This window comes from Epibacterium sp. ABZ3_068, assembly GCF_056159265.1.
The window spans coordinates 1,863,630-1,886,765 of sequence record NZ_JBSWUV010000001.1 but is presented as its reverse complement, the minus strand read 5'-3'; the positions used below and the strand labels follow the sequence as shown (position 1 = coordinate 1,886,765).

18 protein-coding genes and 1 pseudogene are annotated in these 23,136 nt (G+C 54.9%); 8 read left to right on the top strand and 11 right to left on the bottom strand.

Going from position 1 to position 23,136, the window contains the following annotated elements; translation table 11 throughout:
• Positions 1–89: 89 nt before the first annotated feature.
• The 7 genes from ACXAEW_RS09035 to ACXAEW_RS09005 form a co-directional block, all read right to left on the bottom strand.
• Positions 90–908 carry a hypothetical protein gene (locus ACXAEW_RS09035; RefSeq protein ID WP_474941006.1) on the bottom strand — a complete coding sequence of 273 codons (819 nt, stop codon included), beginning with the start codon at positions 906–908 and terminating at the stop codon, positions 90–92.
• A gap of 10 nt (positions 909–918) precedes the next feature.
• Positions 919–1,563 (bottom strand): pentapeptide repeat-containing protein, encoded by a 645-nt coding sequence (locus tag ACXAEW_RS09030; protein WP_474941005.1) that lies wholly within the window; start codon positions 1,561–1,563, stop codon positions 919–921.
• A gap of 57 nt (positions 1,564–1,620) precedes the next feature.
• Positions 1,621–3,453, bottom strand: coding sequence for a methanol/ethanol family PQQ-dependent dehydrogenase (locus tag ACXAEW_RS09025; RefSeq protein ID WP_474941004.1), 1,833 nt, complete (start codon positions 3,451–3,453; stop codon positions 1,621–1,623).
• A 122-nt stretch (positions 3,454–3,575) separates the two neighbouring features.
• On the bottom strand, positions 3,576–4,259 hold the full coding sequence (locus ACXAEW_RS09020) for a response regulator transcription factor (RefSeq protein ID WP_474941003.1): 684 nt from the start codon (positions 4,257–4,259) through the stop codon (positions 3,576–3,578).
• Positions 4,240–5,796 carry a sensor histidine kinase gene (locus tag ACXAEW_RS09015; protein WP_474941002.1) on the bottom strand — a complete coding sequence of 519 codons (1,557 nt, stop codon included), beginning with the start codon at positions 5,794–5,796 and terminating at the stop codon, positions 4,240–4,242. Before ACXAEW_RS09015 ends, ACXAEW_RS09020 begins: the two co-directional genes overlap by 20 nt.
• Entirely contained in the window at positions 5,793–6,206 is a 414-nt protein-coding gene (locus tag ACXAEW_RS09010; protein WP_474941001.1) for a hypothetical protein, read from the bottom strand. The genes ACXAEW_RS09015 and ACXAEW_RS09010 overlap by 4 nt, the downstream gene beginning before the upstream one ends.
• Positions 6,207–6,273: 67 nt before the next feature.
• The gene (locus ACXAEW_RS09005) at positions 6,274–6,519 is read right to left on the bottom strand and encodes a hypothetical protein (protein WP_474941000.1); all 246 of its coding nucleotides are present in this window, start codon (positions 6,517–6,519) and stop codon (positions 6,274–6,276) included.
• A gap of 309 nt (positions 6,520–6,828) precedes the next feature.
• Between ACXAEW_RS09005 and ACXAEW_RS09000 the strand changes: the two genes are divergently transcribed.
• The gene (locus ACXAEW_RS09000; protein WP_474940999.1) at positions 6,829–7,242 is read left to right on the top strand and encodes a hypothetical protein; all 414 of its coding nucleotides are present in this window, start codon (positions 6,829–6,831) and stop codon (positions 7,240–7,242) included.
• A 434-nt stretch (positions 7,243–7,676) separates the two neighbouring features.
• Here the strand turns inward: ACXAEW_RS09000 and ACXAEW_RS08995 are convergent, their stop codons facing one another.
• Positions 7,677–8,060, bottom strand: a complete 384-nt coding sequence (locus ACXAEW_RS08995) for a RidA family protein (protein ID WP_474940998.1) — start codon at positions 8,058–8,060, stop codon at positions 7,677–7,679.
• 121 nt (positions 8,061–8,181) lie between these two features.
• Between ACXAEW_RS08995 and ACXAEW_RS08990 the strand changes: the two genes are divergently transcribed.
• Entirely contained in the window at positions 8,182–8,658 is a 477-nt protein-coding gene (locus tag ACXAEW_RS08990) for an Lrp/AsnC family transcriptional regulator (RefSeq protein ID WP_474940997.1), read from the top strand.
• Positions 8,659–8,959: 301 nt separating this feature from the next.
• Here ACXAEW_RS08990 and ACXAEW_RS08985 read toward each other — a convergent pair whose 3' ends face one another.
• On the bottom strand, positions 8,960–9,157 hold the full coding sequence (locus ACXAEW_RS08985) for a hypothetical protein (RefSeq protein WP_474940996.1): 198 nt from the start codon (positions 9,155–9,157) through the stop codon (positions 8,960–8,962).
• A 422-nt stretch (positions 9,158–9,579) separates the two neighbouring features.
• On the opposite strand from ACXAEW_RS08985, the gene ACXAEW_RS08980 reads away from it, so the two are divergent.
• From ACXAEW_RS08980 to ACXAEW_RS08960, 5 genes are all read left to right on the top strand, one after another.
• Entirely contained in the window at positions 9,580–9,843 is a 264-nt protein-coding gene (locus tag ACXAEW_RS08980; RefSeq protein WP_474940995.1) for a helix-turn-helix domain-containing protein, read from the top strand.
• Between the two features lie 221 nt (positions 9,844–10,064).
• A complete protein-coding gene (locus ACXAEW_RS08975; RefSeq protein ID WP_474940994.1) occupies positions 10,065–10,562 on the top strand; it encodes a TnsA endonuclease N-terminal domain-containing protein in 498 nt (165 codons plus the stop codon).
• On the top strand, positions 10,559–12,697 hold the full coding sequence (locus ACXAEW_RS08970) for a transposase family protein (protein ID WP_474940993.1): 2,139 nt from the start codon (positions 10,559–10,561) through the stop codon (positions 12,695–12,697). Before ACXAEW_RS08975 ends, ACXAEW_RS08970 begins: the two co-directional genes overlap by 4 nt.
• Positions 12,687–13,637, top strand: coding sequence for an ATP-binding protein (locus ACXAEW_RS08965; RefSeq protein ID WP_474940992.1), 951 nt, complete (start codon positions 12,687–12,689; stop codon positions 13,635–13,637). The genes ACXAEW_RS08970 and ACXAEW_RS08965 overlap by 11 nt, the downstream gene beginning before the upstream one ends.
• Positions 13,634–15,430: a TniQ family protein gene (locus ACXAEW_RS08960; protein WP_474940991.1), complete on the top strand. Its 1,797-nt coding sequence runs from the start codon at positions 13,634–13,636 to the stop codon at positions 15,428–15,430. The genes ACXAEW_RS08965 and ACXAEW_RS08960 overlap by 4 nt, the downstream gene beginning before the upstream one ends.
• Before the next feature lie 465 nt (positions 15,431–15,895).
• Here the strand turns inward: ACXAEW_RS08960 and ACXAEW_RS08955 are convergent, their stop codons facing one another.
• Positions 15,896–16,141: a type II toxin-antitoxin system Phd/YefM family antitoxin gene (locus tag ACXAEW_RS08955; RefSeq protein WP_474940990.1), complete on the bottom strand. Its 246-nt coding sequence runs from the start codon at positions 16,139–16,141 to the stop codon at positions 15,896–15,898.
• A 451-nt stretch (positions 16,142–16,592) separates the two neighbouring features.
• Positions 16,593–20,435: a calcium-binding protein gene (locus ACXAEW_RS08950; protein WP_474940989.1), complete on the bottom strand. Its 3,843-nt coding sequence runs from the start codon at positions 20,433–20,435 to the stop codon at positions 16,593–16,595.
• A gap of 1,079 nt (positions 20,436–21,514) precedes the next feature.
• Between ACXAEW_RS08950 and ACXAEW_RS08945 the strand changes: the two are divergent.
• A pseudogene (locus ACXAEW_RS08945) lies at positions 21,515–22,940 on the top strand (IS1182 family transposase).
• Positions 22,941–23,136: the final 196 nt, after the last annotated feature.

The window sequence follows — 23,136 nt, the reverse complement described above, 5'->3', positions numbered from 1 at the left end:
CGATCGTTTGGCAGCGCGACGGTTGAAAACGCGATTACGATTGTGGCCGATTGTTCAGCATCTGTTTTGGACATTCTTTAACTTGCACCTCATCGTAAGACATAGCCAAGTGTGTTACCGATCGTTTCCTCTGTGGCACCCATTTGACGTAGCTTGCCCGCAAGCGCTTCATTTGCAGGGACAATCAGAACAGCCCGGCCGCTTTTTGATTTCTTAAACGAAAAATCGGTTATTTGGGCTGATTGCAGGACCTTGGCCATGGGCGACGGGTTTGGCCCCCAAGCTGCAATTGAGACCTGATAGGCCGAGCCAAGATCCAAAGCCGAATACATGATCTGCTGATAGATCGGGTCGGTTGCGCGATCCTTGCCTTTGAGGCCCTCGTTGATCAGCTGCGACAAATCTGCAGCACTTGGCGGTGTGGCCTGAACGTCCGTCACCGGCGTGTTTCCGGATTGCACGGGCGAGGCCGCAGGGATTTGTGCATCGACCCCACCGGCTGGGCGTGCCGGGGGCGTTGGGGCCGATGCAGGTTGCGCGGCGAGAGGGAGAGGGTTCCCGCGTTGCAATTGTATCATTTGGTTTTGCAGCACCAGCAATTGGGTTTGGAGACCGGCCAATTGGCCCTGGATACCGGCAATGTTTGAGCTGCCCGCATTGTGCTGGCTTTGCAAAATCGCGACTTGGCGTTGCATCTCATCGATCTGGGTAAGCTGATGATTTGTGTCGCCACCACGTGCCCACAGGACCGCGCCCAGGATCAAGGCCATGGCGCTGGAGCCTGCGGCAATGGTACGCCACAATTTCGGCGGGTGCAGCTGCGCAACCCAACTAAACGTTGACGCGCCTTGCTTTGAAACAGTGCGGGGTGGTGCCAACAGGCTGGGGTTTTCATCCATGTCTTTCATTCACCCAACCTCACCAGTCGAACGGGCAGCCACGGCAACCCTCCATATAAGCGTCCTGAAAGATCGCGAAGGTCACAACTGTGCCTTCGTCCAGCACCGCGTCTGCCAGGTTGCTGTCATAAAGTTTCATTTCCTGAAGGTTGGCGCTGATCAGCACCGAACCTTTGAGCTGAAGCTTGTTGGCACGCACCATTTCCAGATTTGCCGCGGTCAAATCGGCGCCGGACCAATCCGCAGCCGAGACGCGGGCGTATTCGAAATTAGCACCACGCATATCGGCTCCGCGCGCCTTGCTTTTCTGCATAAAGGCGCGGACCAAGGTGGCCCCTTTCAAATCCGCCCCATCAAGATTGGCAAATTTGAGGTTGGTATCTGTAAAATTCGCACGTGCCAGTTTGGCCCCGCGAAAATTGGCCCCAAAGAGATCCAGGCCAGAGAGATCAGCATGGCGCAGGTCAACACCGGGGCACTCGGTCTTGCGCTCCAAACGGCAGCCATTGATCACCAGCACCCCGTCTGCGCCCGGCTGTGGACCGTCATAAGTCCAGCCGCTGTCGCCATAGTCCACGTCTTCGTCAAATGCAGCAACCGGTCCGGGCAGGAGCATCAGGGCCCCGAGACATGCAGCCGTAAGTGAGTGTTTGAACTGTACCATCTTCACCTCCCGTTTTGGGCGTCCGGGCGCGCGTCGCCCGGACACATTGGTGTTGGATTACTCCAGCGCTGCGTTTTCAAAGCTTGCCAGCTTGAAGACCCAGAAGCTGCCGCCTTGTTGGACATCCCGGGTCAACTTGGCCATGTCGCCGCCCCACAGAGGCACAGCGCCGCCGTAGCCCGAAGCGAAACCAACGTATTGGACGCCGTCGTCTTCCCAGGTCACCGGATTGGAGATGATGCCCGATCCGGTCTGGAACTTCCAAACTTCCTCGCCGGTTTCGGCATTAAACGCCTTCATGTATCCATCCGAGGTCCCGGTGAAGAGCAGGTTCCCCGCAGTGGTCATGGTACCGGCCCAAAGCGGGAGGTCTTCCTTGTGCTCCCAGACCACTTCGCCGGTGGTCGGGTTCATTGCCCGCAAGATTCCCACATGGTCCTCAAAAAGGCGTTTGATGGTGAATCCCATGCCGAGATACGCGGCGCCGGGGGCGTATTTGACCTCTTCAGTCCAATAGTCCTCCATCCAGTGGTTGGCTGGGATATAGAAAAGGCCGGTATCGGGGCTGTAGGACATCGGGTTCCAATTCTTCCCCCCCAGGAAGGGAGGCGAGACCTGGACCGCTTTGCCCCTTTTTTCGCCCGGCAGAGGCGGCGGCGGGCGTTGGCCTTGAACTTCAATTGGACGACCGGTTTCAAGGTCAATGCCTGTGGCCCAGGTGATTTCATCCACAAATGGAAAGGCATTCAACAACGCATTGGGGCGGTTAATGTCGCCCCCCCGTTTTGAGAGCGCGTCAATATCCGTCACATAAAAGAAGCCGTTCCGGTCTGCATGACCCCCAGCGCGGTGGGTGTTGCCATCTTTGTCGGTGTAGTCAAACAACACGATTTCATTGTTGCCAGAGAAGTCCCATGTATCGTTCGGCGTGTGTTGGTAAAACCCGATCAACTCACCATTGGAGGGATCGACATAGGCCTGACCCGAGGTGAAGAGGCTATCACCCGGCCAGCGTGCCCATCCATTCCAAGGAGCGGGGTTGCCCGCACCAATAATGATTGTGTTGGTCTCGACGTCAAAGCTTGCAGACTGCCAAGGCGCGCCCCCGCCATGGTTCCAGGCTTCGACCAGATCACCGTTTTCGTCGCGTGGCCAACTGGGCGCATTGGGGTCGCCTGTCGGCGTGCTTTCTTCACCCATATAGCGGCCCATGTGACCTTGAACCAACGGGCGCATCCAGATCTCTTCGCCGGTTTCCGGGTCACGGGCAAACAGCTTGCCAACAACGCCGAACTCATCGCCAGACGAGCCGTGGATCAACAGATCGCGGCCTGTTTCCCTGTCGTGGATGATGGTCGGCGCGCCGGTCATCGTATAACCAACTTTGTAGTCGCCGAACTTCTTGCGCCAGACGACTTCACCGGTATTCTTGTCCAGCGCCACGACAGAAGCGTCCAGAAGCCCCATATAGACCTTGTCGCCATAAATCGCGGCGCCCCGGTTGATCACATCACAGCAGGGACGGATACCTTCTGGCAGGCGCGCAGAGAACTGCCACAGTTTCTTGCCGGTTTTGGCGTCCAAGGCAAACATGCGGCTGTAGGATGCGGTTGCATAAATTACACCCTCATGCACAATTGCCTGAACTTCCTGGCCGCGTTGACGTTCATCACCAAAGCTAAAGGACCAGGCAGGCACCAGCTGGTCCACGGTGTCCACATTCACCTGATCCAGCGCGCTGTAACGCTGCGCCTTGGGCCCAAAGCCGTACATCAGCACATCGCCTGTTGTCTCGGCATCATTTGCAATGTCGTCCCATGTCACGTCGGACAGGGCCGGTTGGGCCAATAACATGGCCGCAGCGGTTGTGACTTTCAGAAGTGTCTTCATTTGTCTCCTCCCATTTCGGCACAAGGCCAAGCTGTATGGGACAAGCCTAGAAGCTCAGTCTGAGACAGTTTTGAGAGAACTCTGAGAATTCCCTAAGAAGGCGGCAGACCATGGTCGTAGTTCTATTGGGCGGCCTCTGGTGTGAACTGGAAGCCGAACCCCCGGATCGTTCGCAAACACCCTTTGGCCCCGGTCAGAGACAATTTTTTGCGAAGATACCCGATGTAGACATCAACAACATTGGTTGTGTGGGAACCATTGTCAGACCAGACCTGATCCAGCAATTCATCCCGGCTAACAGCCCGTTGACGGTTCTTTACCAAAAAACTGAGCAGCTCAAATTCGCGGTGGGACAGATCCAAAGCCTGTGCATTACAGGTGGCCGTGCGGGCCAATGCGTCAATCGTCAATGGCCCAATCTGCTGAGTTTTCTGGATGGCATAAGTCCCAGATCGGCGATGCAGCGCTTCAAGACGTGCCAATAACTCTGCAGTAGAGAACGGTTTGGACATATAGTCATCGGCACCCAAGCGAAACCCACGCAACATATCAGTTTCCTGGTCGCGACAGGTCAGCATCAAAATCGGGGTCGTAACCCCTTGTTCGCGCAGGCGTTGGCAAATCTCAAACCCGCTGAATCCGGGCAACATCACATCCAGCACAATCGCAGACAGTGCCGGGTCGACGGCGCGCTCCAATGCCGTTTCCCCATCGGCACAAAGGTGTGCCAGATGACCCGCCATATGCAGGGCTTCCGTTAGAACCGTTCCGATATCCGGGTCGTCTTCAACAATCAGTAGCTGCATGGCGTGAACTCTTTATTGGCAACCTCAGGGTCACACTGAAGCCGCCCGCAACCGGGTTCGTCAATTCGATCATTCCTCCCATGTCCGAAGCAATCTGGTGGGCCATCGACAAGCCGATGCCATGACCTTTGCCAGAGCTGTTGTAGCGCGCGAACAGATCTTCGGGGGATTGACCATTGAGACCGGGACCGTGGTCGCGCACAGTGATCTGAGCCATCTGCCCGTGGGTATCCAGCGTGACGTTGATTGCCCCTTTGCCCTCGGAATGCTCCAATGCATTCTCCAAAACCGCATCACACATCCGCTCCAGATCACCGGCATCACACAGAACCTCTGTTGGCCCGTCCGCATGGCTCGTCAATCTAATACGCGCACCCCCAGGCAAAATCCTGAGCGCGGCAACGCGTTGATCAAGAAACTCAAACAGCTCTATTTGCTGTGTCTGTCCAATCAATTGGCCATCATCGGACCGCGCGAGATCAATCAACGCCGCCACCCGTGCGCCAACAGCGTCTACGGCGCGCAATGCCCGATCAATCGGGACGCTATCCAAATTTTGATGCGCAAGAGCCAAGTTCTCCACACTGCCACGGGCCACGGCCAATGGGGTTTTCAGCGCGTGCCCCAGATCTCCTAAAAACCGCCGCCGCGTCTGGTCGATCTCTCGAAGCCGGGCGTTGCTCAGCTCAACCTCCATGGTGCGCCGTTCGAGTTTTTCCGCCAGGGCCTTGCGATCTTGGTGCGCCTGCGCGCTGGCGTTCTTGAAGTGCAGGACCATGTGTTCAACACGCTCAGAAAGGCGGTCCAGCTCTTGACGTTCACCGTTTTCCATTGGGTCCATGGGCACCCCTGACATGGCAAAATGCGTGTTCACCGCATAAAATTGGCGCCGCAATTTTCGCAGCAAAGGCAGGGTCAGCACCATTGCCAAGGCGAGGCTTGCAGACAGTCCGGCCACCACTATGGCCTGTTGTCGTGACACCCAATCGGCCCGCGCCGCATTGGCAGCTGCGATCTCTTCTGTTTCATCCGCGAGCGCGTCCTGCACCAATTGGTTAAAGGCCTGATGCCGCTCCAACAACACGGCTAGATCCGGGGAGCGGTCCTGGGTCGGTTCAGCAGTCAGACGTGCCCGCAGCAGGTGACGCGTCAAAACCAGCAGTTCTTCAAGCTCCGCGCGCAGTACAGCAGGCCTGTCGCGCTCACTTGCTTCTGTTTCGCGTTCGTCGGCGTCCACAAAAGACAGCTCCATCGTTGTCTGGTTGTCCAGAATTCCAAGCCGATGCAGGCTGTCGTGTTCAAATACGTCCAGCTCAGCCATCAATAATCGCGGGTCCGGAGCGAGCAAAACATCAACCAGCATACTGTCCAATGTGACACCAAGCTGTTCCAATGTGTTGATCTGTTGCTGTGCCCAATTGGCACGGTCCGTATAAAATTGCGCGTTGCCTTGCCCGTATAAGAGGCCTGCAACCATCAAAAAGCTGATGCACACCGGGGCTGCCACTGCAACACATATGCGTGCGCCCAACCTCATCGCGCATCTGCAGTTGTTGCTTCCACCCACAGATCCCAGTTGCCCGTGGCATCGATCTGCAGATTGTAAGCGCCTTCGGTTCGGGCGTGAAACCGCTCTGTGCTGGCGCCGCCGATATGAAGGTTTTGGACGACGTCCTGTGCAGCATTCAGAACAGTCACAACCATTACAACATCGCGGTTTCGAAACACCAATGTGTCCGTTGCCGCAAGATCGATATGTTGGAACTCTGCGCCACCATGGCCCGTTTGATGAATTCTCAAACCACCATCCGCAAGTGCATCATAACAGGACAGGCGTTCATCCGCGTTCAAGATCCCACGACACGGGCCAAGCGCCAGTTCTGTTGTATGTCCCGTAGAATGCGCAAGTCCAAAACCCAGCGCCAATGGCACAAAAACACGTTTCATGCTCTTTTCAAGCACGAACCAATCCGCCGACAAATTGGACTTAGGTCGAAGAGGCTCAATGCTTGCTTCACTCAAAGATGGGACCGCCAAGCGCAAGGCGGGTACAAGAACAGATGATACAAACAACCTCTTTGTCTTCGTCATTCCTGTCTGAACTGGTCGCGGCTAAAGTGGAACCCGCAAACAGCCGGTCTGGAGACATGCCCTCCGAAGCGGCGATTCGGTTGCCGCAGGCGCGGCGAACGGCGGCTTTTTTTTGCTGCTCGTGCAGCGTGGGATTGCTGCCCTGCTGGCAGGAACCAAGGCTTTGCAAAGATCACTTCCTGCGTTTCGCTGACATTCATGCGAGGCGCAGCATCTCTCCAATCTGTTGAGACAGTCTGAAGGTCCGCTCCTGGGAATTCCGTTGGTTTCCTTCGCGCTTGCAGCAGTGGCACTGATCCGCCTCGCGTGAATGTCTCGAAAGGGCTGGCTGGCGTTATCTGGCAGCATGGATCAGGTGTGGATTCGCTGCAACCTTGCAGCCGCACCGCCGCAAGTCCGGTGTTGGCCCTTTTTAAAGGATGCTGCACCCTTCACAAAGGTCTGCTATCCAGATTCTGGGCATATCGAAAGAGACTAATTGAAGATGCTGAAGTTCATCCAACTGAACACTGACTGGAATGTGGAACCAAATGCGCCTGAACTCCAAGTCTGGCAGAGCGATACTTCGCTCGTTGCTCGCTTTAGACCCAACTCATTCGTTTATCCTGAATTCGAGCGTGTCTCGTTCATATTGGTTAGGTTTGAAAACTGCGAAAGATACCGAATTACAAGCATAAATGATCACGGCTGGTATGATGGGCAGTGTCGTTTCAGCGGCCTCGCTCCGGCTTGGGGAGAGTTCTACGAAGTACTGGGCGATACTCGTGATGACCACGACGGAACACCCTGGATTGCAATGAAGGGCTTGGGCACTAGGCACTTCCATTTCTACTTCAGAGACGAGGCACTTGAGGTCAAAGCACTCGACTGGTCGATGCAAACCGAAAGCTGACATTGGCGCAACTGCGGCGAATGACAACTTCGTCCGCCTCCCTTCCGTTCGATGATGGTTGGTGGCTGCACGCGCGGCGAAAGTCCGCTCCTCACATTGCGCGTGCAGCATGCGACCGCCGATTGACTGCCAGATCCGCCGACTTTGCAAATGTCACTAACTGCGCTTCGCTGACATTCACGCGAGGCGCAGCATCTTTCCAATCTGTCGAGACAGTCTGAAGGTCCGCTCTTGGGAAGCCCGTCGGTTTCTTTCGCGCCTGCAGCAGTGGCCCTGATCAGCCCCGAGTGAATGTCTCGAAGGGGCTGGCTGGGGTCATCAAGCGGGTAGGATCAGGCACTGTTTTGCTGCAACAGTGCTGCCGCGCCGCCGCAAGGCAACTCTGAGCCCAAAGTCACGAATGCTGCAAGATGGCTGAACGTCAGCTCACTAGGTTAGGCGACGGCGATTGCCTCAATTTCCAAAAGCCATTTTTCATCGAAGATGTCACAAACGATGACAGTCAACGCGGGCTCTCTCTCGCCCAGGAATTCTTTTCTGACCAGGGAGTTTTCCGCCCGGAAGGTTCGGTCGGCGAGGAAGGTTGTGTGCTTGACGATATTGTCCAATCCCATATTGGCCGCGCGCAGCTGTGCCTCCACGTTTGCCCAGGCTTGACGGGCCTGATCGCCGAAGTCTTCTGGGACTGTACCTTCTGGCGAGACCGGTATTTGGCCGCTGACGTACAAGGTCCGCTTGGCGTCTGCCACCTCCACTGCTTGAGAGTATTTTGACTTTAAGTCGTGGCTGTCTGGGGCGTTGATCTTGCGGGTTTTCACGCTTGTCTCCTATGCTGTGCTTCATATGGTGCTATGAGAGAATGGCAAGACTGAGAACCGCATTTCGTCATTTGATCGAAAATACGAATGACATTCACCTGCAAGGATGGGAAGGCCAGTTATGGATGGCTTTGACAGAAAGATATTAAACGCTCTGGTCGAAGATGCTGGTATGTCCTACGAAGCGTTGGGACACCAGGTCGGCCTTTCGGCACCCGCTGTACATGCGCGGGTAAAGAAACTGCGTGAAAGTGGAGCGATTCAGCGCTCAACGCTCAAGATTGATCCTGTCGCTGTCGGCAAACCGTTCCTGGCCTTCGTATTTGTTGATTTTGTCGGTTGGGGGAAGTCCAGCAAACTCATGCAGATCGACCAGTTCCCCGAGGTCGAGGAGATCCACTCTGTAGCAGGGGACAGCGGCCTGATCGTCAAAGTCAGAACACGCGACGCACACGCCTTGGAATTATTCTTGGCGAAGCTTTATGAGAACTCGGGCGTCCAAACTACCAAAAGCTACATCGTACTATCGACATTTCTGGAAAGAGGGACTCAGGCCATCGCGACCGAGGATTGGGAAGTCGATTTGTTGCCTGAATGAAGAAGCGGTCATTGCCATAATCGCGGCGAAGGGCTGCATCGTCCCGCGATGTGTGAGTTCACTCAGATCCGGATTTCGCTCCCGCAGCGAATGTCAGGAAAGCGGGCTGCGACCGCGGCATCGCGGACTATGGGTGGAAGGCAGCTCTGGGCCGTAACTGCACTGATTGGCGTGCAATCCAGCGCAACTCAGAGGTGAGCCGCGTCACAATAACAAAAACGGAACATCTGTTAATGGGTGTTATGTAAACCGACTTCTGGTTGAACGCAGCACAGGTAAACAAGTGGCCCCTGAAGGCGGATTACCCACCCCACATTTCATCTGTGAAGCCTTTCATGTCGAAGTCGGGATCGTTTTCACCGAGCTGTTTCACCTTCTCCAAAATGGGTGCTATTCGGGTATGGAGAGCTGTGGCCTCCGCCTGATCCGCCTCTACGCGCGCCAGTTTAGCAGCATCAAACCCCGCTACTTTGCCAGTTCGTTCCAAATCGTCAGCCATCTCAAAGCCCCCTATCCTTCACAAAATCATTACCATAATCCGCCCTACGAAACACGCTCTCGGCTCCAATTGATCGAGCACGGCCCACAAAGAACGCAACTATCAAAAAAATATCGGCCTATCGATTTCGCAAAAAAGAACTCAAATGGCAGCACCAATGACCAATTTTAGTTGCCGCAATGCGACCCATCCTTCCGGGGGCTGATTGGGCGCGTTTAGCTTAAGTCATTCAAAGAATTGGCTAATCGAGCATACCTGTCCAACATCACAATTGAGCGCAAACATAGGTTTCAAAAGCGTCAAATATCTCACGCTTCAAAACATACGTTTCCTAGCGAAACATATGCAACACCACGCAAACTATTGTTTTCAATATTTATTTTCAAAAACCACATTGACCGATTCGGTGACATTTGATTCTTATGGTCATCGAAACAAGCAAGGTTGCTAAAGCAATGGTCAATCCGCAACACGAGTGGCTCAAGATGCAACTCCGACTAAAGTCACAGAGTATCGCATCTGTTGCCCGTGACCTGGGCGTTCTTCCATCAACCGTAACTTTGGTTAGCCAACGAAAAACACGCTCCAGACGCATCGAGACTGCGCTTGCCGCGGCTATTGGCGCTGAACGAACCGACTTGTTTCCAGACTGCAAACCAAGCGAGGAGGACACTAAGCACAACTAGTCTGGGAAAGTGACAGACCTTCCTGCGCAAACAGGAAGGCCTCTCGGAATAAAGCGTCGTTTGGTCCCGACGCCTTATTCATCCCCCGACACGAAAGAAAAGTCAACCCGCCGGAGTGGTTTCGGCGGGGCGGATACACTCAACTTTTTATCAAGGGGGAGACAGCGCCTGTCTCATTCCGCGTGATCTCGCGGATCCGAAACAGGTGCGCTCCAAAAAATATGGCAGTACGTATTCACCGCGACCCAGAAAGTAGTCGCGCAACCCGTCGCATTCCGCGACGATCCACGGCAAGCCTGCGCGGCAGCATGGTCGCAAAGCTTCCAGGCTTTGACCGCCCGCGCATCCTGCAGTTTGAAAGCGCACTCGAATATGCCTTTCTGTGCCTTATGCTCGTGTGTGATGACATCCATCACATTTGGGACCAACCTCCAGCGATCCATTTCATTGGCGCTGATGGCCGCCCTGCAAACCACGTATTTGACTTTCTGGTCACGCGTTCGAACGGTGAAAAAATTGCGGTCGCGATCAAACCTATGGATCGCGTGCTATCCCGTAATTTTATAAGCGAGCTAGAACATGTCACGAGCAGCGTGCCAAAGCAGTTTGCCGACCGCGTCCGCCTCATAACGGACGAACAAATTGATCGCCGTAAGGCGGCGGAAGCCGCACGAAAACTTGCAGCGCTTCGCCCCTCCCTCACGGAGGTTGCGACATGATTACTCCTTATCGGATTTCAAAATCAGATATGATCGCAGGCAAAAGCCCCGCAATACGGCTGATTGAAAAACAACGAGGTGGCGGGCTGTATGAGCGTGTTCTTCAGCCCGGCATTGTTGAATGGCTCTCAGATGAAGACCTCAGCAACCTCCTTAAGCGGCCCGATACCAAGTTCCATCCAAGCTACTTTGATCTTGCCAGCCAGAAGGCTCGCGCCGAAAGCAATGTCGCAACCATCAATGAACTACCGATAAAAACGCGTGCGATTACCCTCTTCCGCAAAGCGGTCTGCGATGCCCTTCTGCAACTGAGAACCACTGCAGAGTTCTTTCGAACTCACGCCAGCTACAAGCGCATAAAAGATAAACTTGGCAAGCTCGTCCGAAAACAGTTGGGCGAAGGTGAATATTCATCCAGTTCGAAGAAACCTGGCGCAACGACAACGATAAGCAACTTGCCCGGGAGTCGGAGGGCACTTGAATGGTTGCGTGCCTATGAAAAGGCTGGCTACTCCGCACTTGCCCTGATCCCTAAAACACATCGGTCTGGGAACAGAAAACCTCGGTGGTGCCCAAGGTCGGAAGCCCTGATGAACCAGGTGATCGAAATCTATGCCAACACCCAGCGCCCGACAAAAGTGCAAGCTGTGGCCGATACACGCGCGCTGTTCGAAAGCGAAAACCAGCGGCGTGAAAAAGCAGGACTTGCGGCACTGGTGATCCCGTCCGCGGCCACAATCCGTCGTCGTTTGAACTTGGCTGACCCCTACTACGTTTACGCCAAACGCTATGGGACAGCAGCGGCCAACAAGAAATTCACTCTCTTTGAAAACGGCCCCGATGTCGTAATGCCGCTCGAGCGGGTGGAGATGGATGAAAATAAGCTCGACGTAATCACGCTGCTGACATTGGCAGGCATCTGGGATCACCTGCCACCGGAGCGCCGAGAGAAGTTGGAGAGCGGACGGCGCTGGATTTACATCGCCATCGATTGTGCCACCAAATGCGTCTTGTCGTTGAGGTTGGCCGAAAACCCAAATTCAGATGATGCGATCCGCGCACTTCGCGACATCTTCAGAGATAAAACGCCAATCGCACAAGCCGCTGATTGCGAAAGCACATGGCACCATCACGGAGGTGTGCAGACATTGGTAACAGATATGGGGTCTGCCTTTGTCTCGGATGAATTCCAAGGCACGGTATGCTCTCTTGGGATCACAGCGCACCTCCCGCCAGCGGGCACGCCTTGGCTACGCGGCCATATTGAATCCTTCTTTCGGACCCTTGGTCATCGTTTGATGCCGCTCCTCTTGGGGCGGACCTTCTTCGACACTGTAGAACGCGGCGATTACCCATCAGAACAACTCGCGTGCCTTTGCGATGATGATCTGATCACAATCCTGCTGACCTATATTGTGGACATCTACCACAACGAGCCGCATGGCTCGCTCAACGGGGAAACACCCAACCAAACTTGGGAGCGTTTAACTGGTAAGCATGGCGTTTTGCCTGTTCCAGACGGCCTCACGATGCGGAAAGCCTTTGGGCGACCACTTTCCCGTAAACTGCGCGGCGATGGTGTGCTGTTTGCAGGCATTACTTACAGCTGTGACGCGCTTCGTGAAGCCTACTTACATTCTCCTACCCGCAAAGTGGAAACTCGTGCCGACCTATCTGATATCGGTTGGATTGCCGTGAAGTTCGGTGCAGACTGGCATCCCGCGATAGCCAATCAATCAGGCTTCGATGGGGTTTCCTATGAACAGTTGATTGAAGCAAGGCGATCTATCCGCCTTCGCAACAAGCGCAACGCGGAGCTGGATGCGCCCGTTGTGCGCCGCGCCATTGAGAGGATTTCTGAAGCCAATCAGCGCGCCTTCACTCTTCGTGAGCTGACACCGTTTCACATCACGACCGAAGAGGTCGAACGCCATGAAGACGCGCTGCAGTACGCGATGCGATCAGATGCCGACCGCTTGGATAACAAGCCTTCCTTCGATGACCCACTCGCTAGCGGCATTGAAATCAGGCCCGCCACTGAGACGCAATCCTCGCCGGTACAACACCCCCCCAATTCTTCGGACACAGGCGCGCCCGCGCGCCGCAAACGCTGGACCTTCAACAATGGCCAATGATCGTATCAAACACACCGCAAAGCGCGTTTCAGACCTACGCAATTACTTCATCAACCATGAACGTTTTGAGCCGCTTGAGGCCCAATTTACTCTCCTGCTTGAGAAACGTCTGGCAGACATCGAGGCCGGACAAACCAATGAAGCTCACGGCATGGCCCTTTCAGGGCCATCTGGCGCGGGCAAGACCTCAGCCATGTCTTTCCTTGCAAAGCGAGCTCAGGAACGGTTGCAAGCGGAAGGACATGGCGACAGGTGTATAGTGAGCTTTCGCGTGCCATCACCGGCCACACAGAAATCCGTTGGCCAAGCCCTGCTACGAGAACTTGGCTACAAGATCAGCTCTGAACGGCAGGCGTGGTACATATGGGATTTGGTGCGCCATCAGCTCAAGGAGTTGGGTGTTACCTTTATTCTTCTCGATGAAGCTCAGGAACTCGCATCGCGCGGCACCAAGCATGAATTGGGTTCTGTCGCTTCCATGCTGAAAACGCTTATGACTGATCCTGAATGGCCGGTTGGCATTATCCTTTCCGGAACGTTGGAGCTGGAGGGTATCTTGAACCATGACCCACAGCTTGCACGGCGCATGAAGACCGTCCGATTTAACAGTCTCTCTCCTATCTCAGACGCGGAAAACGCAGTCGATTTAATTGGGGCATATTGTGATGTTGCGCAGGTATCAGCCCACGAGAGCACTCAGGAACAGGCGATGGGCGAACGCCTCATTCATGCGGCCGCAAACCAATTCGGTTTGGTGATCGAGCTGACAATTGCAGCGCTTGAACAGGCCTTTCTTGAAGCGTCTTCAAACCTACGGCGGGAGCACTTTGCCAAGGCCTATCATTGCAGATCTGCCTGCGACGACACCCTCAATCCCTTTGTCATCCAAGATTTTTACAGGATCGATCCCCGCCAGGTTTTCCCGGAGGCGGATACATGATGTTCGCCAAGCCGCAAGCGCTACCTCTTTCAGTGAAGTTTCAGCAAGGTGAGACAGCCTCGTCATTAGCGTCGCGCTTGGCCCGTAGGAATGGTGCACCGCGGGCCATCACCTTCAGTTCCGACGTGGGCCTTACTTATCTTGGAGTTACCAACGGCGAACCAGACGATGTAGTCCGGCTAGCATCTTTGGCCGGTTGCTCTGCCGTGGATCTTCAGCACAGCACACCGCAGCTAACGTCTCCTGGCTGGTTCAAACTGGGCGCGGAAACGATCAAGTTCACGGCCTTCAACCGGACTGCGCTCAAGGCCTGCCCTGAATGTTTAAAGGGGGCAACAAAGTCGACGGACGCGGCACATTTTGGCATTTGGCAACTCACCTCTGTACGGACCTGCAAACGCCACGGCTGTTATTTGGTGCCAATGCCCAAGGCGCGCAGCAACAAGGACACGTTTGATTTCATGCATCTGTGCGATCAATACGATCCGGTCCCTTCTGAACGCGCTAATGAAGCTGATCTCAAACTGGAAAACTACCTGCGCAATCGGATTGAGAATGGTCCAGGCTCCTCTTGGTTGGACAAGTTACCATTCCACGTCGCGGCGCAAACCTGCGAAGGCTTTGGCTTGTTGCTGACACTGGGACCGAAATTCAAACGTGATGATGCAACCCCAGCTCAATGGGCAAGAGCGGGTAGCGCCGGTTTTGAAGTGCTGAGGAAAGGCCCTGATGCATTTCGACGCAAGCTCAAGGAAATCCAAGAGACACATCCAGTGGACAACACCCTCTACCGCACGCGGTATCGCGTGTTTTTTGAGTGGTTGCGTCATAGGGATGACGATCCAGCATTCGACGTCATCCGTGATCTGGTACGAGACTTTATCTTCAAGAATTTCCCGATAGCAGAAGGGGCAATTGTTCTGGGGCAGCCCTGCCCTGAACAATACGTGCATTCGCTTTCGACCGCTCGCAGCCGCTATGGGATTTCTGGTTGGAAGCTCGCACGACGATTGGAGGCAATGGGTCTAGCGACCCGCAATGCGTCTGGCCGAGGCTTTGTGCTGAAGCGCTATGTTTCAACCGAAGTCATCAATGACATTGTAACGGATTTCGATGCATTGCTGAATGCTGGAGAGACTGCTTCAAAGCTTGGGATCGAGCGGTTCATGCTTACCAAACTTACGAATGCGGGACTGATCTCCAAATACTTCGCCGACAAGAATGCCTACCCACACTATCACCCACGAGAAATCGAGCGTTTTTTGACATTGCTACGCGATTTGATCGCTGTAAAAATTACTGGAAAATCCTACCTCGATATTCCCTCAGCATCGCACTGGGTGCGGATACCAACAGAACGGGTGGTCGAAATCATCCTGAGAAACCGGATTGCGCTGGCGATTTCAGATCCTGAAGCGGTTAAGTTTCCGGAGTTTCAGGTTGCATTGGAAGATTTGAAGGAAATCATCGCGAAAGACCATGAAGGAGCAATTCGACCGACACGCGCTGCTGAAATCCTTGAGTTAAACATCCGCACTATTCGAGGTTTGCTGGATCAGAATTTCTTGAAGCCAAAACAAGTAACCGAACTTCAGACTGGCAGAAAACGCAGGTACGTCTGCGCGAAATCAATGGAACGGTTTCGAGAGCGATACATCTCTGTCGTTGAGCTTTCAAACCAAACTGGCCGACTGCCTGGTGCTGAGGCTGTCATTCGTTTGGATCAAGACATAAAGCCGCTTCCTCTTGGTCCTAAATGTCGTTTAATTTTCAGACGGGACGATGTTCTTTAAAACGCCCGAAAGTCATTCTGGCGCGACGCGTAATGAACGTGTAGCGTGAATGAAAAGGCGAGACCCAACACCAACAAATAAACCCATGGAGGGGTATAGCATGTCTACTGACACCAAAATTGCAGCAACGTCCATCGCACTTTCTTTGTTTGGAATTGGCCTCGTCATCGCTGAGCGCGTACACCACGGATGGTGGCCGTTTTAAGAGACGTGAAATTCTCACGGCACATGCTCGAAGCAAAAACTTTGCCGAGCGCGGAGGTGCTGCGGTTTGGCCGAAATAGCTATCGCTTACCCAGCTAACCGCTCAAATTAACTGATCAAGATGTGCAAGTACACGTAGAGACGGCCGCGCCAAAGGTCCTTGGATCCAGCAATGAATTCGTCTTCGGTCCATTTCTCTACAAAGGCTCATGTGCCTTTGTGTAAGGTACTGAAGGCGGTCTTTGTTCGAACATCAATACACTAGAGGTCTACTGGCTTCGCCGAAATGGAAGACTTTTCGGGTTCGAAATCAATTTCAGCCAACCCTGGCATAGACAGGGCTTGGACGATATCGACTCCTTTAGAGATGATCTGCAGATACTGCGAATAACTCATCAGCACATGAGTTAGTTCTCCGCTATCAGTTATAAAAACTGGGCCGTTCAAGGCATCCTGCATGGCTTTGGGCAGGTTTTGGTTGAACTCTTCAAGGGTACGTTTAGCCATAACAATTCCCCCATCACGGTTTTGCTGAGTAGGACTGAACCCAAGCGAAACTGCCCCTCTAATCTGCACGGACATCGCGACAGTTCACAATGCACCACGCACAATACGCACACTCAATGATTATGCAAATTGGTTGCACACTCCGCACCTAGCTCCCAGTACATAATAAACTTGGCTTCGTATGAAGAATGCTGAACCGCTAAAAGTCGCTCTTCGTATTAAGTGCGGCCAATGACGGCTTCGATCCCAAAGTGCAAAATGCTGCACGCTGCACCAACGGTGGAAGACCGCAGAAAGCCGTCGTTGGCCGAGATCAGGACGGCCCTTAGCTGCCTTCGGACCTATGTGTCAGATGCTGCGGTGCAGGCCGCCAATCCAGTCATTCGCAGCGGACGATAAACTATATCCCTAGTTGCGACGGCGGGCTGCTTAGATCAGTATGAAGTGGCCACTAGAACACTTCCGAGTCGTGAACGCCCCAAATCATCAAGCTTTCTCCCGAAATGATCCAGTCGTCTGAATTAACGTGGTAGTTCTCAATAGTAATTGTGCTTGCATGGCTGGTTCCTGTTTCCAATTCAATCACCGTGTTGTCGCCTTGGAGTGTAAACATCGCATCTAGGCTACCCATGCCAGCCCCTATAATTTCCAACATATCGCCATCGCCAAAATCGGAGATAACGTCTGCTCCTGTGCTTTCATAGCCTGAACCGATGTCGGTAAAAATGAATTCAAAGCGATCCACCCCTGCGCCGCCGGTGAGGTGATCATTGCCCTGGCCGCCGTTCAGCAGATCATCGCCGTCACCGCCCGCAAGCGTGTCGTCGCCATCTTCGCCAAAGAGGCTGTCCATGCCCGCGCCACCGATCAGGCTGTCCTGATCCGCACCACCATACAACCAGTCCTCGAACTGGCCGCCCGCAAGCGTGTCATCGCCGGTGCCGCCATAGAGGTTGTTGAAGCCGCCCGCAAAACTGCTGCCCACACTCGACAGGCTATCGTTGCCGGATCCCCCATCCAGATGGTCGCCGCCACCAAAGCCGTCCAAAGTGTCATTGCCCGCGCCACCATAGAGGTAGTCGGGGCTGTCGGGCAGACCAACCAGATAATCATCCGCCACGATGCCGTCCTGCGTGCCCATGAACGTCAGATGCCCATGCACCAGCCCGTCAAAGGGCAGATCCCACTCGGGCACGATGTAATTTTCCAGCGTCAGCGTGCTTTCATAAGCAGTGCCCAGACCAAAGGTCAGCACCGTATCGGTCGCACTGTAGCTCACATCCAGCGTGATGGGTGTGCCACCAAAGCTCATCAGATCCAGCATATCGCCATCGCCAAAGTCGCGGATCACATCCTGGCCAAAGCTGATGTAGTCGATCCCGTCAAACTCCAGCTGCACCTCAAAGCGATCCACCCCTGCGCCGCCGGTGAGGTGATCATTGCCCTGGCCGCCGTTCAGCAGATCATCGCCGTCACCGCCCGCAAGCGTGTCGTCGCCATCTTCGCCAAAGAGGCTGTCCATGCCCGCGCCACCGATCAGGCTGTCCTGATCCGCACCACCATACAACCAGTCCTCGAACTGGCCGCCCGCAAGCGTGTCATCGCCGGTGCCGCCATAGAGGTTGTTGAAGCCGCCCGCAAAACTGCTGCCCACACTCGACAGGCTATCGTTGCCGGATCCCCCATCCAGATGGTCGCCGCCACCAAAGCCGTCCAAAGTGTCATTGCCCGCGCCACCATAGAGGTAGTCGGGGCTGTCGGGCAGACCAACCAGATAATCATCCGCCACGATGCCGTCCTGCGTGCCCATGAACGTCAGATGCCCATGCACCAGCCCGTCAAAGGGCAGATCCCACTCGGGCACGATGTAATTTTCCAGCGTCAGCGTGCTTTCATAAGCAGTGCCCAGACCAAAGGTCAGCACCGTATCGGTCGCACTGTAGCTCACATCCAGCGTGATGGGTGTGCCACCAAAGCTCATCAGATCCAGCATATCGCCATCGCCAAAGCCGCGGATCACATCCTGGCCAAAGCTGATGTAGTCGATCCCGTCAAACTCCAGCTGCACCTCAAAGCGATCCACCCCTGCGCCGCCGGTGAGGTGATCATTGCCCTGGCCGCCGTTCAGCAGATCATCGCCGTCACCGCCCGCAAGCGTGTCGTCGCCATCTTCGCCAAAGAGGCTGTCCATGCCCGCGCCACCGATCAGGCTGTCCTGATCCGCACCACCATACAACCAGTCCTCGAACTGGCCGCCCGCAAGCGTGTCATCGCCGGTGCCGCCATAGAGGTTGTTGAAGCCGCCCGCAAAACTGCTGCCCACACTCGACAGGCTATCGTTGCCGGATCCCCCATCCAGATGGTCGCCGCCACCAAAGCCGTCCAAAGTGTCATTGCCCGCGCCACCATAGAGGTAGTCGGGGCTGTCGGGCAGACCAACCAGATAATCATCCGCCACGATGCCGTCCTGCGTGCCCATGAACGTCAGATGCCCATGCACCAGCCCGTCAAAGGGCAGATCCCACTCGGGCACGATGTAATTTTCCAGCGTCAGCGTGCTTTCATAAGCAGTGCCCAGACCAAAGGTCAGCACCGTATCGGTCGCACTGTAGCTCACATCCAGCGTGATGGGTGTGCCACCAAAGCTCATCAGATCCAGCATATCGCCATCGCCAAAGCCGCGGATCACATCCTGGCCAAAGCTGATGTAGTCGATCCCGTCAAACTCCAGCTGCACCTCAAAGCGATCCACCCCTGCGCCGCCGGTGAGGTGATCATTGCCCTGGCCGCCGTTCAGCAGATCATCGCCGTCACCGCCCGCAAGCGTGTCGTCGCCATCTTCGCCAAAGAGGCTGTCCATGCCCGCGCCACCGATCAGGCTGTCCTGATCCGCACCACCATACAACCAGTCCTCGAACTGGCCGCCCGCAAGCGTGTCATCGCCGGTGCCGCCATAGAGGTTGTTGAAGCCGCCCGCAAAACTGCTGCCCACACTCGACAGGCTATCGTTGCCGGATCCCCCATCCAGATGGTCGCCGCCACCAAAGCCGTCCAAAGTGTCATTGCCCGCGCCACCATAGAGGTAGTCGGGGCTGTCGGGCAGACCAACCAGATAATCATCCGCCACGATGCCGTCCTGCGTGCCCATGAACGTCAGATGCCCATGCACCAGCCCGTCAAAGGGCAGATCCCACTCGGGCACGATGTAATTTTCCAGCGTCAGCGTGCTTTCATAAGCAGTGCCCAGACCAAAGGTCAGCACCGTATCGGTCGCACTGTAGCTCACATCCAGCGTGATGGGTGTGCCACCAAAGCTCATCAGATCCAGCATATCGCCATCGCCAAAGTCGCGGATCACATCCTGGCCAAAGCTGATGTAGTCGATCCCGTCAAACTCCAGCTGCACCTCAAAGCGATCCACCCCTGCGCCGCCGGTGAGGTGATCATTGCCCTGGCCGCCGTTCAGCAGATCATCGCCGTCACCGCCCGCAAGCGTGTCGTCGCCATCTTCGCCAAAGAGGCTGTCCATGCCCGCGCCACCGATCAGGCTGTCCTGATCCGCACCACCATACAACCAGTCCTCGAACTGGCCGCCCGCAAGCGTGTCATCGCCGGTGCCGCCATAGAGGTTGTTGAAGCCGCCCGCAAAACTGCTGCCCACACTCGACAGGCTATCGTTGCCGGATCCCCCATCCAGATGGTCGCCGCCACCAAAGCCGTCCAAAGTGTCATTGCCCGCGCCACCATAGAGGTAGTCGGGGCTGTCGGGCAGACCAACCAGATAATCATCCGCCACGATGCCGTCCTGCGTGCCCATGAACGTCAGATGCCCATGCACCAGCCCGTCAAAGGGCAGATCCCACTCGGGCACGATGTAATTTTCCAGCGTCAGCGTGCTTTCATAAGCAGTGCCCAGACCAAAGGTCAGCACCGTATCGGTCGCACTGTAGCTCACATCCAGCGTGATGGGTGTGCCACCAAAGCTCATCAGATCCAGCATATCGCCATCGCCAAAGTCGCGGATCACATCCTGGCCAAAGCTGATGTAGTCGATCCCGTCAAACTCCAGCTGCACCTCAAAGCGATCCACCCCTGCGCCGCCGGTGAGGTGATCATTGCCCTGGCCGCCGTTCAGCAGATCATCGCCGTCACCGCCCGCAAGCGTGTCGTCACCACCTTCGCCATAAAGAGTGTCTGAGAACATTGAACCTAAAATGACGTTGGCTGCGTTGTCACCTTCTACATACCCACCGGCCGAAGGTGCATTGAACTGTGTCGGGTTACTCGCTGTCATCGTATCCTCCAGCTCTTTTCAAAATGGACAGAATACTCGTGCGGTTAATGAACTATTAACGCACATAGGCGGTAGGTGTTTTTTGTGGAATTTTGTCGATCCAGTCGAAACTACTCACTCTCGCTTTGGACTGGGGGCACTTGGACCTGCCGTGTTTAAGCTCCGGTTCTGATGCTCATATATGCGGCCACAGTCCGACGTCTTGTGTAGAATGTTTGCCGCCGGATGAATTCTGCCTTCAATATTTTTAAGAAGGTTTCTGTCACGGCTTTCGCCATTTTCGCTCAGACTGATGGCGCTTCATAACCCATTCCTAGCGTTTCCCTTTGCCTGACATACATTGCTTGGGCTGCTCATGTTTACGTGGATGAGAGGGGGACACCTGAAAACCATGACGACGCAGTATTCTTCTGTACTCGTTGACGGTAAGATGGTGGTCGCAGTTACGCGTGAAATCTTCGAGAAACCGTCCGACACCATGTAAGTGGATTCGGTGAAACAAATGGCCGCTTTGCAGGTCTAGCTTTTGAAGGCAGCACTCGAAGCGAATGGCCGGAATCTGCCCTTGCTGTTTTTCGCTGCTGTCGCAAAGCGTGCACAGCAGCCGTTTGTTTTGAAAGAGGCAACGGCAGTTCTGTCCGCATAGTGGCCATCTAGATCTTCGATGCCGAACGCCTGCTTTCTTTGAAGTCACATCAGCTCCCCACATTTCTCGGAACCCTTTTTGTTGGGCTTTCGCAATGAGACTGCATGCAATCTGAGAGGCAGACTTATCTGACCAAAGAGGCAAATTCGGCTGTTCCAAAAATTTTCGCCTCTTTGATTTTAAAGAGAAAAACTCAACGTCAGAGGCAAAACTTTGTGCTCCTTCTCATTTCCTGTAAATTGTCAGATAGTTCTGCCTTTTTGGTCAGATTTCTTGCCTCTGGCCGCGCGCAACGTGTCACATCTACGGTAATCTCAGTCAGCTTGATGAAATCCGCGTTTTGTGCACGACCGGGCTTATTTCGTTGAAAAACTCTTTATTGATCGAAGGCTAAGTTACTGATTCAATTCCTCCTGTAGGGAGGTATTGGCTGATGATGGGACCGAGGCAAGAAGCGCAGGGGGCATTGTTCTACGAGTTCTCTCTTGAGGGCCATGTCCCTCAGGATCATCTGCTTCGGTCAATTGACCGTTTCGTCGATCTGGGAGGCATCCGTGCGTATCTCGCAGACTTCACAGCCACACAGGTCGTCCCTCTATCGATCCTGAGCTGCCGATCCGCATGCTGCTGGTTGGGTATTGCTTCGGCATTCGATCGGAACGCCGACTGTGCGAAGAGGTGCATTTGAACCTGGCGTACCGCTGGTTCTGCCGCCTCGATCTCAGCGACCGTGTCCCCAACCATTCTACCTTTTCAAAGAACCGGCACGGCCGTTTCCGCGAGAGCGAGTTGCTGCGCCATCTGTTTGAGAATGAGCCATGTCGCGCCATTGGTCCGAGCGGCAATGGCGAATGGTGGCGCGTTGCATCCAGGAAGGTCTGGTGAGCGGTCGGCGCATGGCAATCGATGCCAGCCTGATCGAAGCAGATGCAAACAAACAGAATTCCACACCAAAGGAAGAGTGGGACGTATCAGGCATCGCCCCGGCAGATGCGCCCCGCGCAGTCCGTGAGTATCTCGACACGCTGGATAAGGCGGCATTTGGCGCAGCGAGCGAGGTGCAACCGAAGTTCACCTCCCATTCTGATCCGGCCAGTCAATGGACAGCGGCGCGTAAAGGCGCTGCTTTCTTTAGCTATTCCGACAATTGCCTGATCGACACGGATCACGGCGTCATTGTTGATGTCGAAGCCACCCGCTCAATCCGGCAGGCCGAGGTCGGATCAACAAAAACGATGCTGAAGCGTGTGAAGGACAAGTTCGATCTGCATCCCGAACGTCTGATCGCGGACACGGCCTACGGCACCGGGCCAATGCTCGGCTGGCTGGTCAATCGAAAGATCGCGCCTCATATCCCTGTCTTCGACAAGTCCGGTCGCAATGATGGGACATGGACCCGGGCGGACTTTGAATGGGATGCCGATAACGATCAATACACCTGTCCCGAGGGTCACGCCCTGAAGCAGTTCCGACGAAATTACTCAGACCCGAACCGTGGCCCGACCGGAAAGGGCACCGCCCGGTATCGCGCATTGAAACTGACCTGCCAAGCATGTCCATCCAAAGCGAAGTGCTGCCCGAACGCAGACGCGCGCAAGATCACCCGCGAAGAACAAGAAGACGCCCGCCAGGTTGCTCGCGACATCGCCAAAACCCGCCAATACGACATCTCGATGAAGCTTAGGAAGAAGGTCGAGATGCTGTTTGCCCATCTCAAGCGCATCCTGGGCCTCGGACGGCTCCGATTACGCGGACCGTGCGGTGCAAACGACGAATTCCTCCTCGCCGCCACCGCCCAGAACCTCCGGAAACTGGCAAAGATCTTTCCTGCACCGCAGAAAGTGCGAAGAGCACGATAGGAAAGGCATTCGCGCACCGTCTGGACGCAGCTTTCTGCAACAGCAACACGCTGTTTTTCAACAGAATCGGCGGAGAGCTGCCGTTCTCCGCGTCTGCGAGAGGCTCATGCTCAAAAGGATTAGCGGCCATTCAAGCCCGCGTAACCCTCGGAGCGATGCTGCGCACCACACCGATGTCAGCAATGCGCAGTTAACG

Excerpts from the sequence above, each read along its gene's own strand:
- ACXAEW_RS09035 (WP_474941006.1), bottom strand. The coding sequence starts at position 908 with ATGAAAGACATGGATGAAAACCCCAGCCTGTTGGCACCACCCCGCACT.
- ACXAEW_RS09030 (WP_474941005.1), bottom strand. The coding sequence starts at position 1,563 with ATGGTACAGTTCAAACACTCACTTACGGCTGCATGTCTCGGGGCCCTG.
- ACXAEW_RS09025 (WP_474941004.1), bottom strand. The coding sequence starts at position 3,453 with ATGAAGACACTTCTGAAAGTCACAACCGCTGCGGCCATGTTATTGGCC.
- ACXAEW_RS09020 (WP_474941003.1), bottom strand. The coding sequence starts at position 4,259 with ATGCAGCTACTGATTGTTGAAGACGACCCGGATATCGGAACGGTTCTA.
- ACXAEW_RS09015 (WP_474941002.1), bottom strand. The coding sequence starts at position 5,796 with ATGAGGTTGGGCGCACGCATATGTGTTGCAGTGGCAGCCCCGGTGTGC.
- ACXAEW_RS09010 (WP_474941001.1), bottom strand. The coding sequence starts at position 6,206 with ATGAAACGTGTTTTTGTGCCATTGGCGCTGGGTTTTGGACTTGCGCAT.
- ACXAEW_RS08990 (WP_474940997.1), top strand. The coding sequence starts at position 8,182 with ATGGATGGCTTTGACAGAAAGATATTAAACGCTCTGGTCGAAGATGCT.
- ACXAEW_RS08985 (WP_474940996.1), bottom strand. The coding sequence starts at position 9,157 with ATGGCTGACGATTTGGAACGAACTGGCAAAGTAGCGGGGTTTGATGCT.
- ACXAEW_RS08980 (WP_474940995.1), top strand. The coding sequence starts at position 9,580 with ATGGTCATCGAAACAAGCAAGGTTGCTAAAGCAATGGTCAATCCGCAA.
- ACXAEW_RS08975 (WP_474940994.1), top strand. The coding sequence starts at position 10,065 with ATGGCAGTACGTATTCACCGCGACCCAGAAAGTAGTCGCGCAACCCGT.
- ACXAEW_RS08970 (WP_474940993.1), top strand. The coding sequence starts at position 10,559 with ATGATTACTCCTTATCGGATTTCAAAATCAGATATGATCGCAGGCAAA.
- ACXAEW_RS08965 (WP_474940992.1), top strand. The coding sequence starts at position 12,687 with ATGGCCAATGATCGTATCAAACACACCGCAAAGCGCGTTTCAGACCTA.
- ACXAEW_RS08960 (WP_474940991.1), top strand. The coding sequence starts at position 13,634 with ATGATGTTCGCCAAGCCGCAAGCGCTACCTCTTTCAGTGAAGTTTCAG.
- ACXAEW_RS08955 (WP_474940990.1), bottom strand. The coding sequence starts at position 16,141 with ATGGCTAAACGTACCCTTGAAGAGTTCAACCAAAACCTGCCCAAAGCC.
- ACXAEW_RS08950 (WP_474940989.1), bottom strand. The coding sequence starts at position 20,435 with ATGACAGCGAGTAACCCGACACAGTTCAATGCACCTTCGGCCGGTGGG.